This window comes from Phytoactinopolyspora limicola (assembly GCF_011320225.1).
Classification (GTDB): domain Bacteria; phylum Actinomycetota; class Actinomycetes; order Jiangellales; family Jiangellaceae; genus Phytoactinopolyspora; species Phytoactinopolyspora limicola.
Window position 1 is genome coordinate 401,329 of the sequence record NZ_JAAOEN010000002.1, and the last position, 18,171, is coordinate 419,499.

Here is an 18,171-nt window from a genome sequence, read left to right on the forward strand (position 1 = left end):
ACCGTCGACAACCTCAACGCTGGTGGACCACCCTGTATGCCAGCATGACTCCCGTGCTGCCGCGGGCCTACGTCTTCGGGGTGGCTGCTCGCCGGAACTCCTCACGTGGCACCCGCATGCGGCCGAGGGATACCACCTCGCGACGGAAGAACCACGCCATGGTCCAGTCGACGAGCACCCGCATCTTTCGGTTGAACGTCGGCATCTTGCTCATGTGATAGGTGCGGTGCATGAACCAGGCGGGGAAACCCTTGACCTTGACGCCGTAGACGTGTGCCACACCGCGGTAGAGCCCCAAGCTGGCGACGGATCCGACGTACTTGTGACGGTATTCCTTGGGCTGCTGACCGTTGAGCGCGGCGACGATGTTCTTGGCCAGCAGCTTCGCCTGCCGTACCGCGTGCTGGGCGTTGGGAGCGCAGACCTCGCCGGGGTCGGCGGCGGTGAGATCGGGGACCGCGGCGTTGTCGCCAGCCGCCCAGGCGTCGTCGTGCCCCACCACCCGCATGGTGGCGGCGCAGCTGACCCGGCCCCGTTCGTCGAGTGGGAGGTCGCTATCGGCCAAAACCGGGTTGGCCTTGACACCCGCGGTCCAGACGATGGTGTCGGCGTCGAACGGCTTACCTTTCGACAGCACGACGTGACCATCCACGCAGGACTCGAGGAACGTCTTGAGCCGTACCTCGATGCCGCGCTTGCTGAGTTCCTCGACGGTGTAGACACCCATTTCGTCGCCGACCTCGGGCAGGATACGGTCCGCGGCATCCACGAGCACCCAGCGCAGGTCTCGCTGCGAGATCTCCGGGTAGTACTTCCGGACCGCGTACTGCGTCAGATTCTCCAACTCGCCCAGGGCTTCGGCACCCGCGAAACCACCCCCCACGAACACAAAGGTCAGCGCCCGTCGCCGAGCGGCCTCATCAGTGGTGGATGCCGCGATGTCGAGCCGGTCCAGCACGTGGTTACGCAACGCGATGGCCTCTTCGACCTGCTTGAACCCGATACCGACGTCGGCGAGGCCGGGGATGGGCAGAGTGCGCGCGATGGACCCGAGGGCCACGACGAGGATGTCGTACGACAGCTCGTACGACGCGCCTTCCTCCGGCTCGATCCGCACCGTCTTCGCCTCGTGCGCGATCGATGTCACCCGCCCGGTGATCACCCGGCAGCCGCGGAGTACCCGGCGCAGCGGGACAACCACGTGCCGAGGTTCGAGTGCTCCGGCCGACGCCTCCGGCAGGAACGGTTGGTAGGTCATGTAGGAACGGGGGTCGACCACGGTCACCTGTGCTTGCCCTCGGCGGAGCCGGCGCCGCAAGCCAAGCGCTGTGTACATGCCGACGTAACCGCCGCCCACGATCAGGATGTTTGGGACTCTGCCGCGTTTCTCGTTCACGCTCAACCCTCGCCTCTCGTCGCGAGACTGGTCCGGCGCGTCGTTGTCACCGTCCCGGGCTCTATTCTCCCGGTGCACCGTCGTTTTTTCCCGATGCATGACCACCTTAACCAGCTTGTGAACACATTCACAAGCTGGTTTCTCCGCGGCGTGTCAGACCGGACACGTCGCACAAAAGCTGACGGGCCGGCGGGTAACGACTATTGGCGGAGCTGATCGCGGGCATCGACGAGGAACTCCACGCCACGGCGCCAATCGTCGCCCACACCGGCCACCCCGGTGACGATCTCGTCGACCCCGACGTCGAGATACGCACCCAAGGCATCGACTACCTGCGCAACACTCTCCGCGGTCGGGATCCGCGCGGCCTCGTCGGCCGTCATGAAGCCGTCCGCCACCAACCCCGCCGCCCGCTCGTCACGCGCCTTCCGTGCCGCGGGACCAACGCCGATGGTCACCTCCGGCGCGACGGTGACCCGCGGCATCGGCACCCCGAGCTCAGCGGTGATGTGCCGAAGGCGGTCAAGCTCTGGCCGTAACGTCTCCGCACCTCCGCTGCCGGCACCCCCGCCGAACCAACCACCGTGCCGGGCCGCCCGCACCAACGCGGCATCGGCGTTGCCGGCCACCCGCAACGGCGGCATGGGTGCGGCCGGCTGCAGCGCGATGGGCACACCACCACCGTCGGGGTCCACCTCGTCGCCAGCCACTAGCCGCGGCAGCGTATCGAGGGCGGCATCCAGCCACGCACCCCGGCGCTTCGTCGGTGCATGCACGGCGCGCCAGAATGGTTCCCCGTTGAAGCCGCCGATTCCCACACCTAGCACTAGGCGGTTGCCGGAGATGTACTGCACCGTCTGGATCTGGGTAGCGGTCCACGCGAGTTGCCGCAACGGCAGCGCGAGGATGCAGGTCCCCAGCCCGATCCGGCTCGTCGCACCCGCGGCGGCCGCGAGCACCGTCATCACCTCGAGGGCCGGACGTTTGTCTCCGGTCACGACGTCCGGCACCCAGATCGCGTCGAGTCCGGCATCCTCGACGTCACGGGCTCGGGCAGGTATGTCGTCGAGCGACGATACGTCGTCGCCGGGTTCGGCGATGGTGGTGAGTGCGATGCCAATGTGCGGGCCAGCCATGGGTGTTCTCCCGTCGACACTGCGGATCAGGTTCAGGATCGACTCTCGAACATGAACCAAGGTTCACGTCAAGCGGCGCTCACCCAGACGTCCGTCGGCGGCCGGTCAGCGGTGCAGAGCCTTGCGCGCCAGCCAGTTTCCGAGCATCTGCGCCAGCTGAACGATCACGATGATCACGAGTACCGTGACGAACGTCACCTGCCAGTTGAACCGCTGGTAGCCGTAGACGATGGCGAAGTCACCGAGCCCACCGCCGCCGACGTAGCCCGCCAACGCCGACATGTCGATGATGCCGATCAGCAGGAAGGTGTACCCGAGGATCAGCGGCGCCAGCGCCTCCGGGATGAGCACGGTCAGGATGATCCGAAACCGCGACGCCCCCATGGCCCGGGCCGCCTCGATCACCCCGGGATCGGTCGCTACCAGGTTCTGTTCGACGATCCGTGCGGTGACGAACGTGGCCATGATCGACATCGCGAAGATCACCGCATCGTTGCCGATCGTCGTCCCAATCGTGGCCAGCGTCAACGGCCCCACCGCGGTGATGAAGATGATGAACGGAATGGGCCGGACGATGTTGACCGCGACGTTGAGGATCGCGAACACGAACGCGTTCTCGAGGAGGTTCCCCTTCCGCGTCGCATACAACAACACCCCCAACACCAATCCGAGGAAGCCACCGACCAGCAGGGTCAGCGAGACCATGTACAGCGTCTCGCGGATCGACTCCAGCAGGATCGGTGTCAGGGTCGACCAATCGCGGTTCACGGCCCACCCCCGGCCCCGACGTCCCGCGCCGCCCCGACGTGTGCCGAGGCCAACGGGTCGTCCCCCAGCGGCTGCTCGCGGGTACCAAGGTCCTGCACGTCGGTGCTTCGGCGCAGATCCGCGATGAGAGCGTCGACGGCGGCTTGGTCGCCGTCGACCTCGATGGTCAGACTGCCGAACGGCCGCTCGTCGATCTCGGTGATACCACCGAACACGATGCTGCCGGCGACGCCGTGCTCGCGCAGCGCCGCCGTCACATCCACACCCCGACCATCGTTTTCCCGCACCGCAACCGTGATCATCCGGCCGGGGTGTCGGTGCCGCAGCCGCTCCAGTGCGTCCGGGCTGGGCCGGTCGCGCAGCGTCGTCGAGATGAACCGTTGGGTGGCCCGTTCGCGTGGAGCGGCGAACACGTCGTAGACGGGACCGTGTTCGATCACCCGCCCCGCCTCCATGACGGCCACCCGGTCGGCGATCGAGCGGACCACGTCCATCTCATGGGTGATGACGACGATGGTCACTCCGAGCTCCTGATTGACCCGTTTCAGCAGCGCCAAGACGTCCTGGGTGGTGTCCGGGTCGAGTGCGCTGGTGGCCTCGTCGGCGAGGAGGATCGCCGGTTGGGTGGCCAACGCCCGGGCGATCCCCACTCGCTGCTTCTGCCCACCGGACAGCTGACTCGGATACGCTCGCGCCTTGTCCGCCAAACCCACGAACTCCAGCAGCTCGGCGACACGTTCCTTGCGTCGCTCCTTGGACCAGCGGGCAACCTTCAGGGGATACGCCACGTTGCTGGCGACGGTGCGCGACTTCATCAGGTTGAACTGCTGGAACACCATCCCGATGCCGGCCCGCACCTGCCTCAGCTCGGACTCACCGAGGGCGGTGATGTCTTGACCATCGACGACGACCTGCCCGGACGTGACCGTCTCGAGCGCGTTGACCAGCCGCACCAGGGTGCTCTTGCCGGCCCCGGAGTAGCCGATCACGCTGAAGATCTCGCCACGCTGGATGTCGAGCGTCACGGAGTCGACGGCACACACCGCGCCGGTGCCGCTGCCGAAGACCTTGGTCACGTCGCGGAAACTGATCATGGGTTGGTGAGGTCGCCTTCGATTTCGCCGAGGATCTCCCGCAGCTCGTCGGCTGGGTTGTCGACGAAGACCGCCGAGCCGCCGGACGACGCCGACGACGCAGCCAACACGTCCGCCGTGTGATACAGCTCGACGAGCCGCTGGAACGTCTCGTTATCCCGATCCTGCGCACGTGCTGCCCAGACGTTGATGTAGGGGCGGGCGCCGGGGCTGTCCGCCTGGTCTTGATAGAGCGCGTCCGACGGGTCCAGGCCGGCATCGGTGACGAAGTCGTTGTTGATGATCGACGCGTCGACACTGTTCAGCGCGACGGCGGTCTGCTCAGCGGATACCGGCGTGACCGACACTCTGGACTCGTCCTCGACGATGTCCGACGGCAGCGACGTCGAGTTCCCGCCGTCTTCCAAGGTGATCAACCCAGCGTCCTGCAGAACGAGCAGCGCCCGCGCCTGGTTCGTCTCGTCGTTGGGGATGGCGACCTCGCCGCCTTCGGGGATGTCGTCGACCGAGTCGTGTTCCTTCGAGTACAGAGCCAGCGGGTAGATCGCCGTGGCGCCGATGGGAGTGAGGTCGTCGTTGTTGGCGACGTTGTAAGCGGCCAGGTACTGCAGGTGCTGGAACTGGTTGAGGTCCAGCTGGCCCTGGGAGAGAGCTGGGTTTGGCTGTGGGTAGTCGGTGAAGTTGATCAGCTCTACCTCGATGCCTTCGGACTCGGCGAGGTCGGTGAAGACCTTCCAGTAGTCGTCGCTGGCACCCACCACGCCGATCTTGATGGCGTCGCCGTCCGTACCCGAGGCGACCGTGCCGTTGTCGTCGCCGCCGCAGGCCGCCAGGACGAGGGCGCCAGCTGCGAGCACACCGACGAGCGTCGCGTTCTTTCCGATCATCAGGGTTGTCCTTTCACAGGGGAACGACCGGCGCCCAGGGGTGTCCTGGCACCGGTGCGGGGAAGAGGGGAATCGGAATGACGGAAGGCCGACGGGCACGACGTCCGGCGAACCGGGACGGTCTAGCCGGGCATACCGCCGCGCCTAGAAGGTCACTCCGCGAGAGCTGAGCTCGAGCGCGACTGGCCGGCGACGAACGTCGTCAGGCGCAACAGCCGCGCATGCTCATCACACACATGGACATGCCACGACGATGCGCGGCAAGCATGGTCCGGTGTGTGTAGGCGAATTCGCGGGACATAACCACCATGGTCAGGCCTAGACCAGTGGGCGCAAAATCGACCACCAGAATTTCTCACATATTGGTCACATTAAGTCCACATGTCGAGATTGATCAGTGACCGGCGCCACATTGATAGCCGAGCGGGCCACGAACACACTCCCCCTTGCCCCGTGATCGTTGCCGGATTTCCGCCCCAACCTCGGGTGATCGAAGTCAAGATTGCGTCGCTATGGCGACACGAAACCGGCGACGATCACCGGGCAGGAGGGCAGGAATCCGGCAACGATCACGGGGCAGGGGGAGGCTGCACCGCGGCCACCCGAAGCCTATTCTTGACCAATCATTCCAATAACTCTAGAGTTACCCCATGGCCCGCACCAAAGAGTTCGACCCCGACGCCGCCCTCCACCGCGCACTCGAACTGTTCTGGGAACGCGGCTATGAGGCGACCTCCATGGCCGAACTCGTCGAACACCTGGGCATCGGCCGGGCCAGCCTGTACGCCACCTTCGGCAGCAAACACGATCTCTACTTGAAGGCCCTTGACCACTACCTGGATAGCAGGGATCCACACCCGATCGAACTTCTATCCCAGCCCGGCCCGGCGGTTCCGGCCATCCGTCGCCTGGTCCATCTCTACGCCGAAGAATCCGCCGGAAACAGCCGCCGGCGCGGCTGTATGGTGGTCAATGCCGCAGCCGAGATGCTGCCCGGGGACGAGCAAGTAGCCCGCTTCGTCGAAGCCTCCTGGACCACGCTCGAAACCGCCATCACCTCGGCACTCGTCCGCGCCAAGGCGCAGGCCGAGATCGACGCCGACGCCGACCCACGCGCGCTGGCCCGGTTCCTCGTGGTCTTCCTCCAAGGCGTCCGAGTCACCAGCAAAGGTGTCATGCCGCCGACGTGGCATCGCGACGCTGCCGAACAGGCGCTGACCGTGCTGCGCTGATCACCTAGAGCCCGCGCCAGCCACCATCACACACTCTTCGCAGCAGAGGATCACTCCATGGCCGCTAATTGGAACGTTCAGTCAAGAATTGGCTGGCCGTTCGTCATCCTCGGCAGCGCACAAGTTGGGCTGATCGCGGCCGTTACCCTCATCACCGTTCCCCTCCCCGAGATCCAGGCCGAGCTCGACTTGAGCCACGAGCACCTGGCACTGCTCAACGCCGCCTACGGGCTGTCGTTCGGCGGCTTGCTGCTGGTGGGGGGCCGGCTCGCCGATCGCCTCGGAGCACAACGGATGTTCGTCGCCGGGATGGCGGCGTTTGGAGCCGCATCACTGATCGGCGCGTTCGCCCCCGGGCTACTCGTCCTCCTCGGCGCCAGGTTCGCCCAGGGCATCGGTGCCGCACTCGCTGCGCCGGCCGCTGTGGCCCTGCTGATCCGGCTGTATCCAACCGACGAACGACGCGCGCGGGCCTTGGCCGTGTGGGGGACACTCTCGGTCACCGGGGCAGTGGCCGGCACCATAGGTTCCGGCCTCATCACCTCGGCGATGTCGTGGCGGTGGACGTTCGTTGTACCCGCGGCCGTCGCCGTTGTGGTCATCGTCGGAGTCCGCACCCTCCCGAACGCAACACCGGAGCCCAGCGTCACGAAGCGCAAACTGGGGGCTGTCGACGGCGCGCTCGTCACGGTTGGGCTGGTGACACTCAGCCACGGCGTCCTCGAATCGACGCTGCTTCTCATCGGAGTGGGCGCAGTGCTGCTCGCCGCCTTCCTCGTCCGCCAGGTCCACTCAACCGACCCGTTGTTACCGCTGCGCCTGCTCACCAACCGGACCCGCGGCGTCGCACTCCTCGTCATCTGGGTCACCGCTGCCGCCAGCGCCACCAGCACGTTCCTACTCAGCCTCTACTTTCAACAGATCCAAGGGCGCAGCACTATTGCTACCAGCGTCGCTTTCCTTCCCCTCCTGCTCGTCATCGCCATGGGGCCGATCAGCCCGGGTTTGGCCAACCGGTTCGGTGTACGCGGCCTGACCACGGCTGGTGCGGTGCTGGCGGCGGCGGCGATGGCGGTGCTCAGCCAGATCGACGTCTCCACGCCATACGTCGGGCCAATCCTCGCCGGATTGATCATCTTCCCGATTGGTTCCGGCCTGGCTTTCGCCGGCGCCACCGTCGCCGCGCTGCGCGACGTGCCGCCCGAACACAGCGGGGTAGCCGGCGGGCTGACCAACACCGCACTAGAGGTTGGCCCCACGGTCGGCTTCGCATTGTTGCTGTCGCTAGCCGCATCGCGAACCGACGCCCTCGTCCGCGCCGGCGAAGACATCACCTCCGCGACCACAGCCGGCTATGCCGGTGCACTAACCGCCACCGCGGCGGCCTTCGCCGTCATCGCCATCGCCGCGTGGCTCACATTCGGCAACAACGCAGGAACAAGAACCCAACCCCCGAAGAAGGAGAAACCAGTGGGAACCACCAACTCGCCGACGCGGAGCCGGGTGCACGAAAACACCCCAGGGAGCAGCGCCGGACGGTTCGACGGCCGCGTCGTCCTCGTCACCGGCGGTGGATCCGGCATCGGCCGCGGCGTTGCCCGAGCGTTCGCGCGGGAAGGCGGCACCGTCGTTGTGTCCGGCCGCCGCCAGGACGCACTAGAGGAGACCACGCGCCTCGTCGTCGACGAGGACGGCGGTCAGGCCATCGCCATCACCTGTGACGTCACCACCACCGACGGCCCCGCGGAACTCGTCGAGAAGGTTCTGGACCATTTCGGCCGGCTCGACGTCGCGGTCAACAACGCCGGCGTGCTCGTCCCCGGGCCGGTGGCGGAGATGTCCGACGACGACTGGGCCAGCATCTTCGACGTCAACGTGACCGGTGTCTTCCGGGCGATGAAGCACCAGATCATCGCCATGCGGAAACAGGGCGGCGGTGCCATCGTCAACATCGGCTCCAACATCGGCGCCCACTCCCGCCTCCCTGGGATGGCCGCCTACGCCGCGTCGAAAGCAGCGGTTGGTGCGCTGAGCAGGACCGCCGCCCTCGAGCACATCCGCGACGGCATCCGCATCAATGTGGTGAGCCCCGGCCCCGTCGACGCCCCCATGTCCCTATTGCCGGGTGAGACCCCCACCGATCGAGCAGCACGGTTCAAGGATCTTGTTCCGATCGGGCGGGTGGGCGACGTGGACGAGATCGCCTCGGCGGTGATGTGGCTGGCCTCTGCCGAGTCCGGATTCACCGTAGGCCACGACCTCGTCATCGACGGTGGCGCCACCGCATAACGTCGTTCTGTCACACCACCCGTCGGGCGGCAAACCGGCCACCGCCCGACGGGTGGTCATCTCGGCTGAGTCTGCCGACGGCTGGTGACCGGCGCCGACTGGCCGCGTGACTGATGCATAACTTCACGTTCGAGTCTGTACTGACCAATGGTCAATCCGGTACTTTCTCCCCGAGGGGAGTCCTCCGCGCTGCCTACCGGTTCCCGCGGCGGACATGTACGAGCAGGCGGGAGTACCTGGGGTGGGAACATCCGAAACCGAAGCGTCCATCATGGTCCCAAATCCGTTGAAGACCGCGCTAGAACGGGTACTGACCAGGGCGTCAACCTTCAACGACGAGCTTGGCGACGTTGAATCGCCGATCACCGAACTAGACACCGGCGCCACCTGGACCGGCTCGGCCGCCCGTCGGTATCACGACGACGTCCTCAAACCGTTGGCCGACGACATTCGCACGGCAGCGGAGTCGCTCGCCGCCGACGTCGAACATCGGCTGCGTGAGCTGGATGACCTGGTGCCCGAGCACGTTGCCATCGCCTTGCAGGTGGAGCTGTCGATCAGATGAGTTCCGGCCGAGCGGACAGTTATTCCTCGATCGACGTCACCGGCCTGCGCGGCGTCATTGAAGATCTCGAGCAGTCGGCCGGGCTCATGGACCGCACACTCCCCGGCCTACGTCGAGACTTCGAGTTCTTCGGGGTCGACACCGCCAACCTGACCAAACTCTCCAACGGCTACCGCGAACTGACCACCGTCGTGGAGGAACTGTGGGAGCGGCACAACCGCGCCGAAGTCCTCCTTGCCGACTATGAAGGCCGCGGGCTGGCCGGGGCGGACAGCATCGTCCGATTCCCCGGCGATCTGCTCGACGGAGACCACCACGTCACACACGAAATCCATCACCAGGACGGGCGAACACCAGGCGACGTGCACACCTGGTGGGAAGGGCTGACCGACACGGAACGGGCGTACGCGATCAGCTATTACCCGGATACGGTTGGTTCCCTGAATGGCGTTCCGATCGCTGCGCGAGACCAAGCCAACCGGCGCGTGATCATGCAGGAGTACACCCGGATGAGTGAACGCTTAGCCGAACTCGAGGCGGGGGCGCCGATCGACTTCTACCCCGACGAGCCGAATCCGCTCCCCTTTTACCTCGACGAGGGTGAACACCTCAAGGAACGCCTCGGCGGCCTCGACGTGATCATCGAACGCCTGGACGATCAGCCCGGTCGGCCCAGGGCGTACCTCATTGACATCAGCACCGACGGGCTCGGCCGAGCTGTCGTGTCAATCGGAAACCCGGATGAGGCAGACAACGTCGCCACGTACATCCCCGGCACCGGCAGCAGACTCAGCGACGGCCTCGCCACCGATATCCGCCGGACGGATCGGATGTTGGAGGCCGCCGACCGTTTCGCCCCGGAGAGCACAACATCCCTCATCATGTGGCTTGGCTATGACGCACCTCAGGACGTCTTCGCCGAAGCCCCTAGCCCGTCGCTGGCGGACAAGGCTTCCGACAACGTCCGGAACTTCCAAGAAGCGCTCCGCACAACCCATCTCAAGGGCCGGTCACACAACACGCTGTTGGGGCACAGCTACGGCAGCACCGTTATTGGTCGTGCGGCACGGGAGGGTGACATCCACGTAGACAACCTGGTCTTCATTGCAAGCCCTGGTGTCGGTGTCGGCCACGTCTCCGATCTCGGCATCGATCCCGATCGGGTCTTCGCGACCCGGGCAAAATGGGACCTGATCAAGGCGACACCACGGAACATCTTGGGTCCGCAGCCTACTGGCGGCGGCTTCGGGGCTACCCACTTCCGAAGCGACAATTCCAACCCACTCGCCGGACATTCCGACTATTGGGAGAGCCAGCTAGCACGACGGAACCTGGCTTACATCATCATCGGCTGGCACGACGAGGTGAATTGATGAAACGACGTGCCACGGCGGCAATACTCATCGCCCTGATAGCGGCATGCGGAGGAAGCGAGCCAGCGATGACCGAGGAAGAAGCTATTGCACAGGTCGAACACCACATCCACGACGCCGCCACACAACTCCATCCGCCACCACGCCTCGAGCCATTGCGACCACTAGACATCCCATGTGTCGACCGCTACGACCAAGCCACGGGCCAGTTCCGCGTCGAACGCGACTACTGGCTCCGAGACATCCCCACCGAAGACAACCAAGACATCTTCAACACCCTCCACCACTACTGGACCACCCAAAACTACGAAATCAAACACGACATCCGCGAAGAACCCAACGCGCGTTTTCTTGAAGCCCAGCACGAAGGCTTCTCGATCAGCGTCCAGGAGAGCACCAACGGAATGCTCAGGCTCGTCGCACAGTCCCCATGCGTGTGGACCGCCGAGTCGCCGGACCAACGGTGACACCACGCGACGTGCGGAACCCGTCCACAACAATTCGCCGCGTCAGAGCGTGGCCGCGCGGGTCAGAACGTCGTCGAGCATCTGCTCGGTCAGCTTGCCCGTGAATGTGTTCTGCTGGCTGGGGTGATACGAGCCAATCAGGACGATCGACGGCGACGATACGTCGGATGCCGAGCTGATCGAACCCGCTGAATCGCCGGGGCCGCGGGGCAGCGACACTTCGGCTCCGTGGCCGAACTTCGGCCGCGGTCGCGGGATCTCCAGACCGACGCGGCCGAGGACGGCGAGCGCCGCATTCCAGGCGAACGACCCCAGTGCCACGACCGCGCGGACGGTCGGCAACACCAGTGCCACTTCACGGTTCAGCCACGGCGCACATGCGTCGCGTTCCGCCGGTGTCGGCTTGTTGGCCGGTGGTGCACAGCGCACCGTCGCCACGATCCGGACGCCAGCCAACCGCAGCCCGTCGCCCGCGTGCTGGGAGGTTGGCTGGTTGGCCAGCCCTACTCTGTGCATCGCGGCGAACAGCCAATCGCCGCTGCGGTCGCCGGTGAAGATGCGGCCGGTGCGGTTCCCGCCGTTGGCGGCTGGGGCCAGGCCGATGACGAGTACACGTGGCGCCGGATCACCCCATCCGGGTGTGGGCCGGCCCCAATACGGCTGGTCAGCGAACGAGTGGCGTTTCGCCGTCGCGACGTCTTCGCGCCATTCCACGAGCCGCGAGCACGCCCGGCACACCGATGATCGCGCCGTCACGTCGTCGAGTGAGGCGTCGGCGGCCAGTTCTACGACGTCGACGGCGGAGGTGGCCACCGGCGTCTCGTCGACGGTGAGATCGTCGGGCCAGCCGGTGCCGGGCGGCACGGGGCTGGGGAACAGCACACCGGTGACCGGATGAGGTAGCTCCACGTCCCCCACCGCACCTCCCCTATCGGTGATCGTTGCCGCGATAACGTCGCTGTAGCGACGTTATCGCGGCAACGATCACCGGGGGTTGAGCAGCTGGCTCCACGCGATGCCGTCCAGGATGTCGTGCTCACTCAGCAGCAGCCCGTCCGCACCGGCCCGCTCGAGGACCCGTCGCAGGATCAACGCACCAGCGGCGATGACGTCGACCCGGCCGGGATGGATCACCGGTATCGCGGCCCGATCGGCGTGAGTAGCAGCGAGCAGCCGGTCGCTGATCTCGGCGACGGCCGCGGCCGGCACCTGGGCGTGGTGGATCGAGGCGGCGTCGTACTCGGTCAATCCCAGGTGAATGGCGCCCACAGTGGTCACCGAACCGGCTAACCCGATCACCGTCGCGGTCTCGGTCAAGGGGACGGCCGACGCCACCTGGTCCAGTGCACCGTCGATCGCCGCCACCGCTGCCGCTACCTGGTCAGCGGTGGGTGGGTCGGCCGCGAAGCACCGTTCGGTCAGCCGCACGGCACCGATATCGACGCTGCGGGCCGCCTCAGGTGTCGACCTGCCGGTGACGAACTCGGTGGATCCGCCGCCGATGTCGACAACGAGATACGGGCCGGGCACCGTCGCACCGAGATCGCGGGTGGCTCCGGTGAACGACAACCACGCTTCGTCGTCGCCGGACACGACCTCGGGGTCGACGCCCAGCAATGACCGCACACCGGCGACGAACTCGTCGGCGTTCTCGGCATCCCGGGTGGCACTCGTCGCCACCATCCGTACCGTGTCGGCGCCGCTCGCCTTGATGACTTCGACGTATTCGGCCAGGGCGGCCATCGTGCGGTCGAGTGCCGCCGCGGCGAGCCGCCCGGTGCGGTCGACGTCCTGGCCCAGGCGGACGATCCGCATCCGCCGATCCACGTCACGCTGCAGCCCGGACGCCGGGTCGAGATCGGTGACCAGCAGCCGGATCGAGTTCGTGCCACAGTCCACGGCCGCGACTCGGGTCACGCTGCGCTCCCCTCGGACGGACGCCACGTGCAACTCTCGGGTGTCCACGGCTTGTCGTCCAGCTCCGCCATCCGGTCCAGTGTGTCGTCGCCCAACGGGTTGATGCCACGGCCGACGGCGAGGCTGTGCGCCGCCAACACGTGCAGGCATTTGACCCGGGTCGGCATGCCACCGGCCGACACCCCGGCGATCTCCTCGACGTGCCCGACGTGTTCCCGACGGGTCAGGTAGTCCTCGTGGGCGGCTCGGTACCTCTCCGCCAATTCGACGTCGGCGGCCAACCATTCGGTCATGTCGGCCATCACCCCGATCGATTCCAACGTTGACGCGGCCGCGACCGCCCGCGGGCAGGTCAGGTAGAACAACGTGGGAAACGGGGTACCGTCCGGGAGCCGGGGTTCCGTCTCGACGACGGTCGGATGTCCCGATCCACACCGGTACGCTACGGCTCGCACACCACGCAGCGGCCGCCCCAGCTGCTCGCGCAGCACAGTCTCGTCGTCGGTCACCATCGACACTGCCACCGTCACCCGATATGCCGAGCGGGCGGCGTCGGCCGCTCACGGTCGGTCCGGATCACGGCAGGTCCTCCTCAGGTGGTTCATCAGCGGCCAACACCGACGCCCAGAGCCGCTCGTGCCAGGCGCCGTCACCCACGGGCGGCAGCCCCTCCGGGCCGGTCTCGTCCTCCTCCGCCTCCGGGTGGATGACGACGAATCCCTGCTCACCTGGCATGACATAGCCGAGTCGCTGACGCGCCTGAATAGCGACGTACGCTGGATCGTCCCACAGCTCCAACTCGGTCTCGAGCTGATCGACCATCTCACGCAGCTCGGCGGCCTCCTGCTCCAGCGCGCTGCGTTCATTGTGCTGCTCGTACCAGGTACGCAGAGGATAGGCGTACGACACCATCAAGATCGCCAAGACCAAGGTCAGCACCGCCGCCCGGCCGGTCACCGATGGGCGGCTACCACCCATCCGGGGCCGCGGTGGTGGCGGTGGCGGCGGTTGTCCGTCGCGGGTCCCCACAGCGGTGCGCTGTCCCCCCGTGCGGCGGGTCGGCTGGCGCGCCGGGCGCGGTCCGCCGCGTGGTGCCCGGGAAGCGCGGGCGCCTGGACGCCGTGCCGCACCAGCGCCGCCCGACGGACGGGCGCTGGGGGCACGACGCGAAGCTGGCACAGCTACTTATTAAACCGTGGGAAAGCCGCAGAACCGGCGTAACGCGCGGCGTCGTCGAGCTCTTCTTCGATCCGCAGCAGCTGGTTGTACTTGGCTACCCGCTCCGACCGAGCCGGCGCGCCGGTCTTGATCTGCCCAGCGTTGGTCGCTACGGCGATGTCGGCGATGGTGGTGTCTTCGGTCTCGCCGGACCGGTGACTGATCATGCTCGCGAAGCCCGCGCGGGTCGCCATATCGACAGCGTCGAACGTCTCGGTGAGTGTGCCGATCTGGTTGACCTTCACCAGCAAGGCGTTGGCTGAACCTTCGGAGATCCCCCGGGCCAGCCGCTCCGGGTTGGTGACGAACAGGTCGTCACCAACGATCTGCACCCGGCCACCAATCGCGCCGGTGAGACTCGCCCACCCGGACCAGTCGTCCTCCGCCAGCGGGTCCTCGATGGACACCAGGGGGTAGTCGGCGACAAGCTGACTGTAATAGGCGCTCATCTGCTCGGCCGTTTTGACCTCGCCCTCGAACGTGTAGCCGGCATCGCCGTAGAACTCGGTCGCGGCGACGTCGAGTGCCAGCGCTACCTGCGAACCAGCGCTGAACCCGGCCTGCTCGATCGCCAGCAGGATGAGGTCGAGGGCCTCCCGGTTGCTCGGCAGGTCCGGCGCGAAGCCGCCCTCGTCGCCCAGCCCGGTGGCCAGGCCCTTCTCCTTGAGGACCTTCTTCAGCGCGTGATACACCTCGGCACCCCAGCGCAGTGCCTCGCGGAACGTCTCGGCCCCGATCGGAGCGATCATGAACTCCTGGATGTCGACATTGCTGTCGGCATGTGCACCGCCGTTGAGGATGTTCATCATCGGCACTGGCAGCGTGTGCGCGTTGGGGCCACCCAGGTACCGGAACAACGGCAAGTCGGCGGACTTGGCCGCGGCCTTCGCGGTAGCGAGCGATATGCCCAGGATCGCGTTGGCACCGAACTTGGCTTTGTTCGGCGTGCCGTCGAGGTCGATCATCTCCTGGTCGATCAGCCGCTGGTCGCTGGCGTCGAACCCGAGCAGTTGGGGCGCGAAGTCGTCCATGACGGCCGTCGCCGCCTTCTGGACACCCTTGCCGAGGTAACGCTGTTTGTCGCCGTCACGCAGTTCGACCGCCTCGAACTGGCCGGTCGACGCACCCGACGGCACGGCGGCCCGCGAGATGGTGCCGTCGTCGAGAGCCACCTCGACCTCGATGGTGGGGTTGCCGCGCGAGTCGAGGATCTCGCGTGCTCCGATCGCTTCTATCGTGGCCACGTCTTCTCCTGATGTTGGGGTATGTCTGGGTGCCGTTCGGGCACGTGGCGGTGGTGACGACGTCGTCACAGCGCTCGCAGTGGAAGCTTAAGGCGCGCCGGGCGGCACTGCGAGAGCCGGGGGACACCGCGGTGCCATGCGTGGACGTCCCAGCCCGGGCCAGCAGCCATGCTCCGCAACGCCTGGTTCGCGTGGCTGGATAAGCCGCTCAATCCAAGCGTGGCTGGATGAGCTGCTCAATCCTCGGCGTCACGCTCGTCGGCGGCGTCTCGTAACGTGCTGGCCAACGAGTCCAAGCTGCCGCTGACCGATTGCACGATACCCTCTGCCTCGTCTGCCAACGGCCCCGCGAAAACACCACTCTCCAGTTGTCCGGACAGCTCTCGCTCCACCGGCAGGACCAGATCGTCGACCTCGTCGGCCAGATCGCGGAGTTGCTGAGCTTCGTCCATGTCGCGATGGTATCGGCTGTATACCGGCGCCGGATAACATCGGGCCAGTCCTCTAAAAGCGCAAGAGGCGGGAAGACTGCAGCAGTGACCAAGGTGTCGATCGACCCCGACGGAGCCGACGAGCTCGCTCGGCGCCTCGACCAGTTGGCCGAGGACATCTCCGACGCCCGCAGCCGCGCCTGGGCACTCCGCGTGCGCTGGGGGTCACTGCGGTCCTGGCCGCTGCAGATCTGGGTGCAGGAGCTGGCCGGGCGGTTACGCACCGCCGCTGCCATCGTCCGTGGCGACGACAACCTCCCGTCCAATTGGGCGCAGGTGGCCGACCGCTACGAGCTTCATGACCACATAGATCAGGCTGACATCGAAAGCGCCCTCGGCGAGTACGCCAGCATGGAGCTCGACCAACTCGAGCATCTGCTGTCGCTCGCGCGGGCGGCGGGGATCCACCCCGCCGACTACGGCGAGGCACTGCAAAACTATTGGGATCGGCGGGCCCTTGACCGCGCCGGCATCGATCCGGACGAGTGGGACCCATCGCTGGGCGCCGATGCCCAGCGGGACATCATCGAGCGGGTTTATGTCTACTACGCCGAGATCTACGGCGAGGACGAAGATTTCCTGTGGGCCGGCATGGCCAACATGATCGGTCCGTCGTTCGCCGCCGGGTTCTTCGACCTGGCCGAGTTCCGCGATATCGCGCAGCGGGTTCAGCAGAACGCGATGTTGCGCTCGCTTCTGGGGACGACGCCGCTCGCTGGCCGGACGCTGAACCTGCTCCTCGCGGAGGCGGCCAACCTCGGTGACCGCGAGCTGGAGTTCTTCGAGACCACGTTCCTTCAGATGCAGAAGGACATCTTCTTCGATCTCGCACCGGTCCATGAGGCGTACTTGGCCGGCGGCGTCGACGCGGTCGAGGAGATGTATCAGGCCGGGGTCATCGATCGCGACGTATACGACGCCTGGGTCGACATCAGCTCCGGTGAGCAGCATCTCGTCGAGCAGGGCAACGAGGCGCTGCTACTCAGGGAGCAACGTGACGTCATCGACGGCTACTACCAGGACATGTACAACCGGCAGCCGAGTGGACCGCTCGTCACCAAGATCATGACGTTGATCGGCGCACCGTCGATTCCCGGTGCCCGGGGGTACCCGGAGGTGTTCGACACCTCCGGCAACATCGCCCATTTCGAGGACCGCTGGGCGCTGATTCAGGAGGACACCTTGCCCGCCTACCTGGAACTCATGCGCAACGACCGCGAGCAGGCCAATGACATCATCTCGTCTCCGGTGTCGAACCGGATCGACGAACAGCGGCTCAAGAACCAGTACCCGATCTTGGGTTGGATCCTCGACGGGCCACCCGTCACGATCTCGATGCCGGACCTCCCCGGCTGGAATCCGCGGCTGCCTTCACCGTTGGACTACATCGTGCCCAGATTGCCGTGGTAGGCGTAGCGGTATGACGGCCGCACTGGACCGACGCCACCTCCGTGGTGCCACCACGGCACTGGTGATGATCATCTTGCTGGGAGCGTGTATGAACGACGACCATCGCGGCGGTTACGGCTTCGACACCGTCCGCACCGACCGCCACGAGCTGGACTTGCGTACCCCGCCCAGCCGGGCCGCGGTGGGCATGAGTACCGATAGCACCGGTGTCTCGGTGTCCGCCGACGACGACGCGTCCACGCCGATCAGCGTGCACCTGACCCTCCCGGATGATGTCGAGCTCACATTGCGCCCACAGCGGCTGGTGATCGAGCCTCGTGCTGGTGCCGGGCGGCCCACCGGCCTGACCGTACGGACCGCTCCGCCGGCGCGGGCCAATCTCATGTTCTCGTTCGACACCGCGGACGCCGCCGAGGTGTTCCTACGCGATCTGGCCAGCCAACTCGGTGCGTACCGGGGCCGGCTGACCGACGAGTACATCGAGCGCACGACCCAGGTGCTGGCTGGAAACGATCGGCCCCACCCGCTCGTCGCCACCAGTGAGATCGGCTATGTGACGTTGTCGGTTCGGCCACGGGCAGGCACGTCGCAAGGCGTCCGGCCGACGGCACAGGTGACGTTCAACTGGTCCGCCATGCCCTCCCCATGATCATTGGCTTTTGACTACCGGATCCGGTAGTCAAA

General features: G+C 66.3%; 18 protein-coding genes and 1 pseudogene. 8 read left to right on the top strand and 11 right to left on the bottom strand.

The genetic code is table 11. The features are described from left to right. Positions 1-67: 67 nt before the first annotated feature. The 5 genes from G8760_RS07530 to G8760_RS07550 all read right to left on the bottom strand — a co-directional run bounded on the left by G8760_RS07530 (position 68) and on the right by G8760_RS07550 (position 5,281). A complete protein-coding gene (locus G8760_RS07530) occupies positions 68-1,396 on the bottom strand; it encodes an NAD(P)/FAD-dependent oxidoreductase (protein ID WP_246222468.1) in 1,329 nt (442 codons plus the stop codon). A 200-nt stretch (positions 1,397-1,596) separates the two neighbouring features. Next, entirely contained in the window at positions 1,597-2,532 is a 936-nt protein-coding gene (locus G8760_RS07535; protein ID WP_166349186.1) for an LLM class flavin-dependent oxidoreductase, read from the bottom strand. Positions 2,533-2,637: 105 nt separating this feature from the next. After that, positions 2,638-3,300 carry a methionine ABC transporter permease gene (locus G8760_RS07540; protein WP_166349189.1) on the bottom strand — a complete coding sequence of 221 codons (663 nt, stop codon included), beginning with the start codon at positions 3,298-3,300 and terminating at the stop codon, positions 2,638-2,640. Beyond that, the gene (locus tag G8760_RS07545) at positions 3,297-4,394 is read right to left on the bottom strand and encodes a methionine ABC transporter ATP-binding protein (protein ID WP_166349192.1); all 1,098 of its coding nucleotides are present in this window, start codon (positions 4,392-4,394) and stop codon (positions 3,297-3,299) included. Before G8760_RS07545 ends, G8760_RS07540 begins: the two co-directional genes overlap by 4 nt. Then, a complete protein-coding gene (locus G8760_RS07550) occupies positions 4,391-5,281 on the bottom strand; it encodes a MetQ/NlpA family ABC transporter substrate-binding protein (RefSeq protein ID WP_166349195.1) in 891 nt (296 codons plus the stop codon). The genes G8760_RS07545 and G8760_RS07550 overlap by 4 nt, the downstream gene beginning before the upstream one ends. Before the next feature lie 650 nt (positions 5,282-5,931). Here G8760_RS07550 and G8760_RS07555 point away from each other — a divergent pair. The 6 genes and pseudogenes from G8760_RS07555 (at position 5,932) to G8760_RS07580 (ending at position 11,207) form a co-directional block, all read left to right on the top strand. After that, positions 5,932-6,513 carry a TetR/AcrR family transcriptional regulator gene (locus G8760_RS07555; protein WP_166349198.1) on the top strand — a complete coding sequence of 194 codons (582 nt, stop codon included), beginning with the start codon at positions 5,932-5,934 and terminating at the stop codon, positions 6,511-6,513. A 57-nt stretch (positions 6,514-6,570) separates the two neighbouring features. Next, a pseudogene (locus G8760_RS30765) lies at positions 6,571-7,767 on the top strand (MFS transporter); the annotation flags it as partial. A gap of 249 nt (positions 7,768-8,016) precedes the next feature. Continuing rightward, positions 8,017-8,802 carry a glucose 1-dehydrogenase gene (locus tag G8760_RS30770; RefSeq protein ID WP_166350002.1) on the top strand — a complete coding sequence of 262 codons (786 nt, stop codon included), beginning with the start codon at positions 8,017-8,019 and terminating at the stop codon, positions 8,800-8,802. A 241-nt stretch (positions 8,803-9,043) separates the two neighbouring features. Further along, on the top strand, positions 9,044-9,367 hold the full coding sequence (locus tag G8760_RS07570) for a hypothetical protein (protein WP_166349201.1): 324 nt from the start codon (positions 9,044-9,046) through the stop codon (positions 9,365-9,367). Then, positions 9,364-10,740 (top strand): alpha/beta hydrolase, encoded by a 1,377-nt coding sequence (locus G8760_RS07575; protein WP_166349204.1) that lies wholly within the window; start codon positions 9,364-9,366, stop codon positions 10,738-10,740. Before G8760_RS07570 ends, G8760_RS07575 begins: the two co-directional genes overlap by 4 nt. Next, on the top strand, positions 10,740-11,207 hold the full coding sequence (locus G8760_RS07580) for a hypothetical protein (protein WP_166349207.1): 468 nt from the start codon (positions 10,740-10,742) through the stop codon (positions 11,205-11,207). Before G8760_RS07575 ends, G8760_RS07580 begins: the two co-directional genes overlap by 1 nt. A gap of 42 nt (positions 11,208-11,249) precedes the next feature. On the opposite strand, the gene G8760_RS07585 is transcribed toward G8760_RS07580, so the two are convergent. The 6 genes from G8760_RS07585 to G8760_RS07610 form a co-directional block, all read right to left on the bottom strand. After that, positions 11,250-12,116 (bottom strand): uracil-DNA glycosylase, encoded by an 867-nt coding sequence (locus tag G8760_RS07585; RefSeq protein WP_166349210.1) that lies wholly within the window; start codon positions 12,114-12,116, stop codon positions 11,250-11,252. A 75-nt stretch (positions 12,117-12,191) separates the two neighbouring features. Beyond that, the gene (locus G8760_RS07590; RefSeq protein WP_207782185.1) at positions 12,192-13,124 is read right to left on the bottom strand and encodes a Ppx/GppA phosphatase family protein; all 933 of its coding nucleotides are present in this window, start codon (positions 13,122-13,124) and stop codon (positions 12,192-12,194) included. Next, a complete protein-coding gene (locus G8760_RS07595; RefSeq protein ID WP_207782178.1) occupies positions 13,121-13,636 on the bottom strand; it encodes a DUF501 domain-containing protein in 516 nt (171 codons plus the stop codon). Before G8760_RS07595 ends, G8760_RS07590 begins: the two co-directional genes overlap by 4 nt. A 64-nt stretch (positions 13,637-13,700) precedes the next feature. Continuing rightward, the gene (locus tag G8760_RS07600; protein WP_166349216.1) at positions 13,701-14,081 is read right to left on the bottom strand and encodes an FtsB family cell division protein; all 381 of its coding nucleotides are present in this window, start codon (positions 14,079-14,081) and stop codon (positions 13,701-13,703) included. A 224-nt stretch (positions 14,082-14,305) separates the two neighbouring features. After that, on the bottom strand, positions 14,306-15,586 hold the full coding sequence (eno, locus tag G8760_RS07605) for a phosphopyruvate hydratase (RefSeq protein WP_166349219.1): 1,281 nt from the start codon (positions 15,584-15,586) through the stop codon (positions 14,306-14,308). A 236-nt stretch (positions 15,587-15,822) separates the two neighbouring features. Next, positions 15,823-16,038 carry a hypothetical protein gene (locus tag G8760_RS07610; RefSeq protein WP_166349222.1) on the bottom strand — a complete coding sequence of 72 codons (216 nt, stop codon included), beginning with the start codon at positions 16,036-16,038 and terminating at the stop codon, positions 15,823-15,825. A gap of 84 nt (positions 16,039-16,122) precedes the next feature. On the opposite strand from G8760_RS07610, the gene G8760_RS07615 reads away from it, so the two are divergent. Both G8760_RS07615 and G8760_RS07620 read left to right on the top strand, forming a co-directional pair. Then, a complete protein-coding gene (locus tag G8760_RS07615; RefSeq protein ID WP_166349225.1) occupies positions 16,123-17,487 on the top strand; it encodes a hypothetical protein in 1,365 nt (454 codons plus the stop codon). A gap of 10 nt (positions 17,488-17,497) precedes the next feature. Further along, positions 17,498-18,136, top strand: a complete 639-nt coding sequence (locus tag G8760_RS07620) for a hypothetical protein (RefSeq protein WP_166349228.1) — start codon at positions 17,498-17,500, stop codon at positions 18,134-18,136. Positions 18,137-18,171 lie beyond the last annotated feature (35 nt).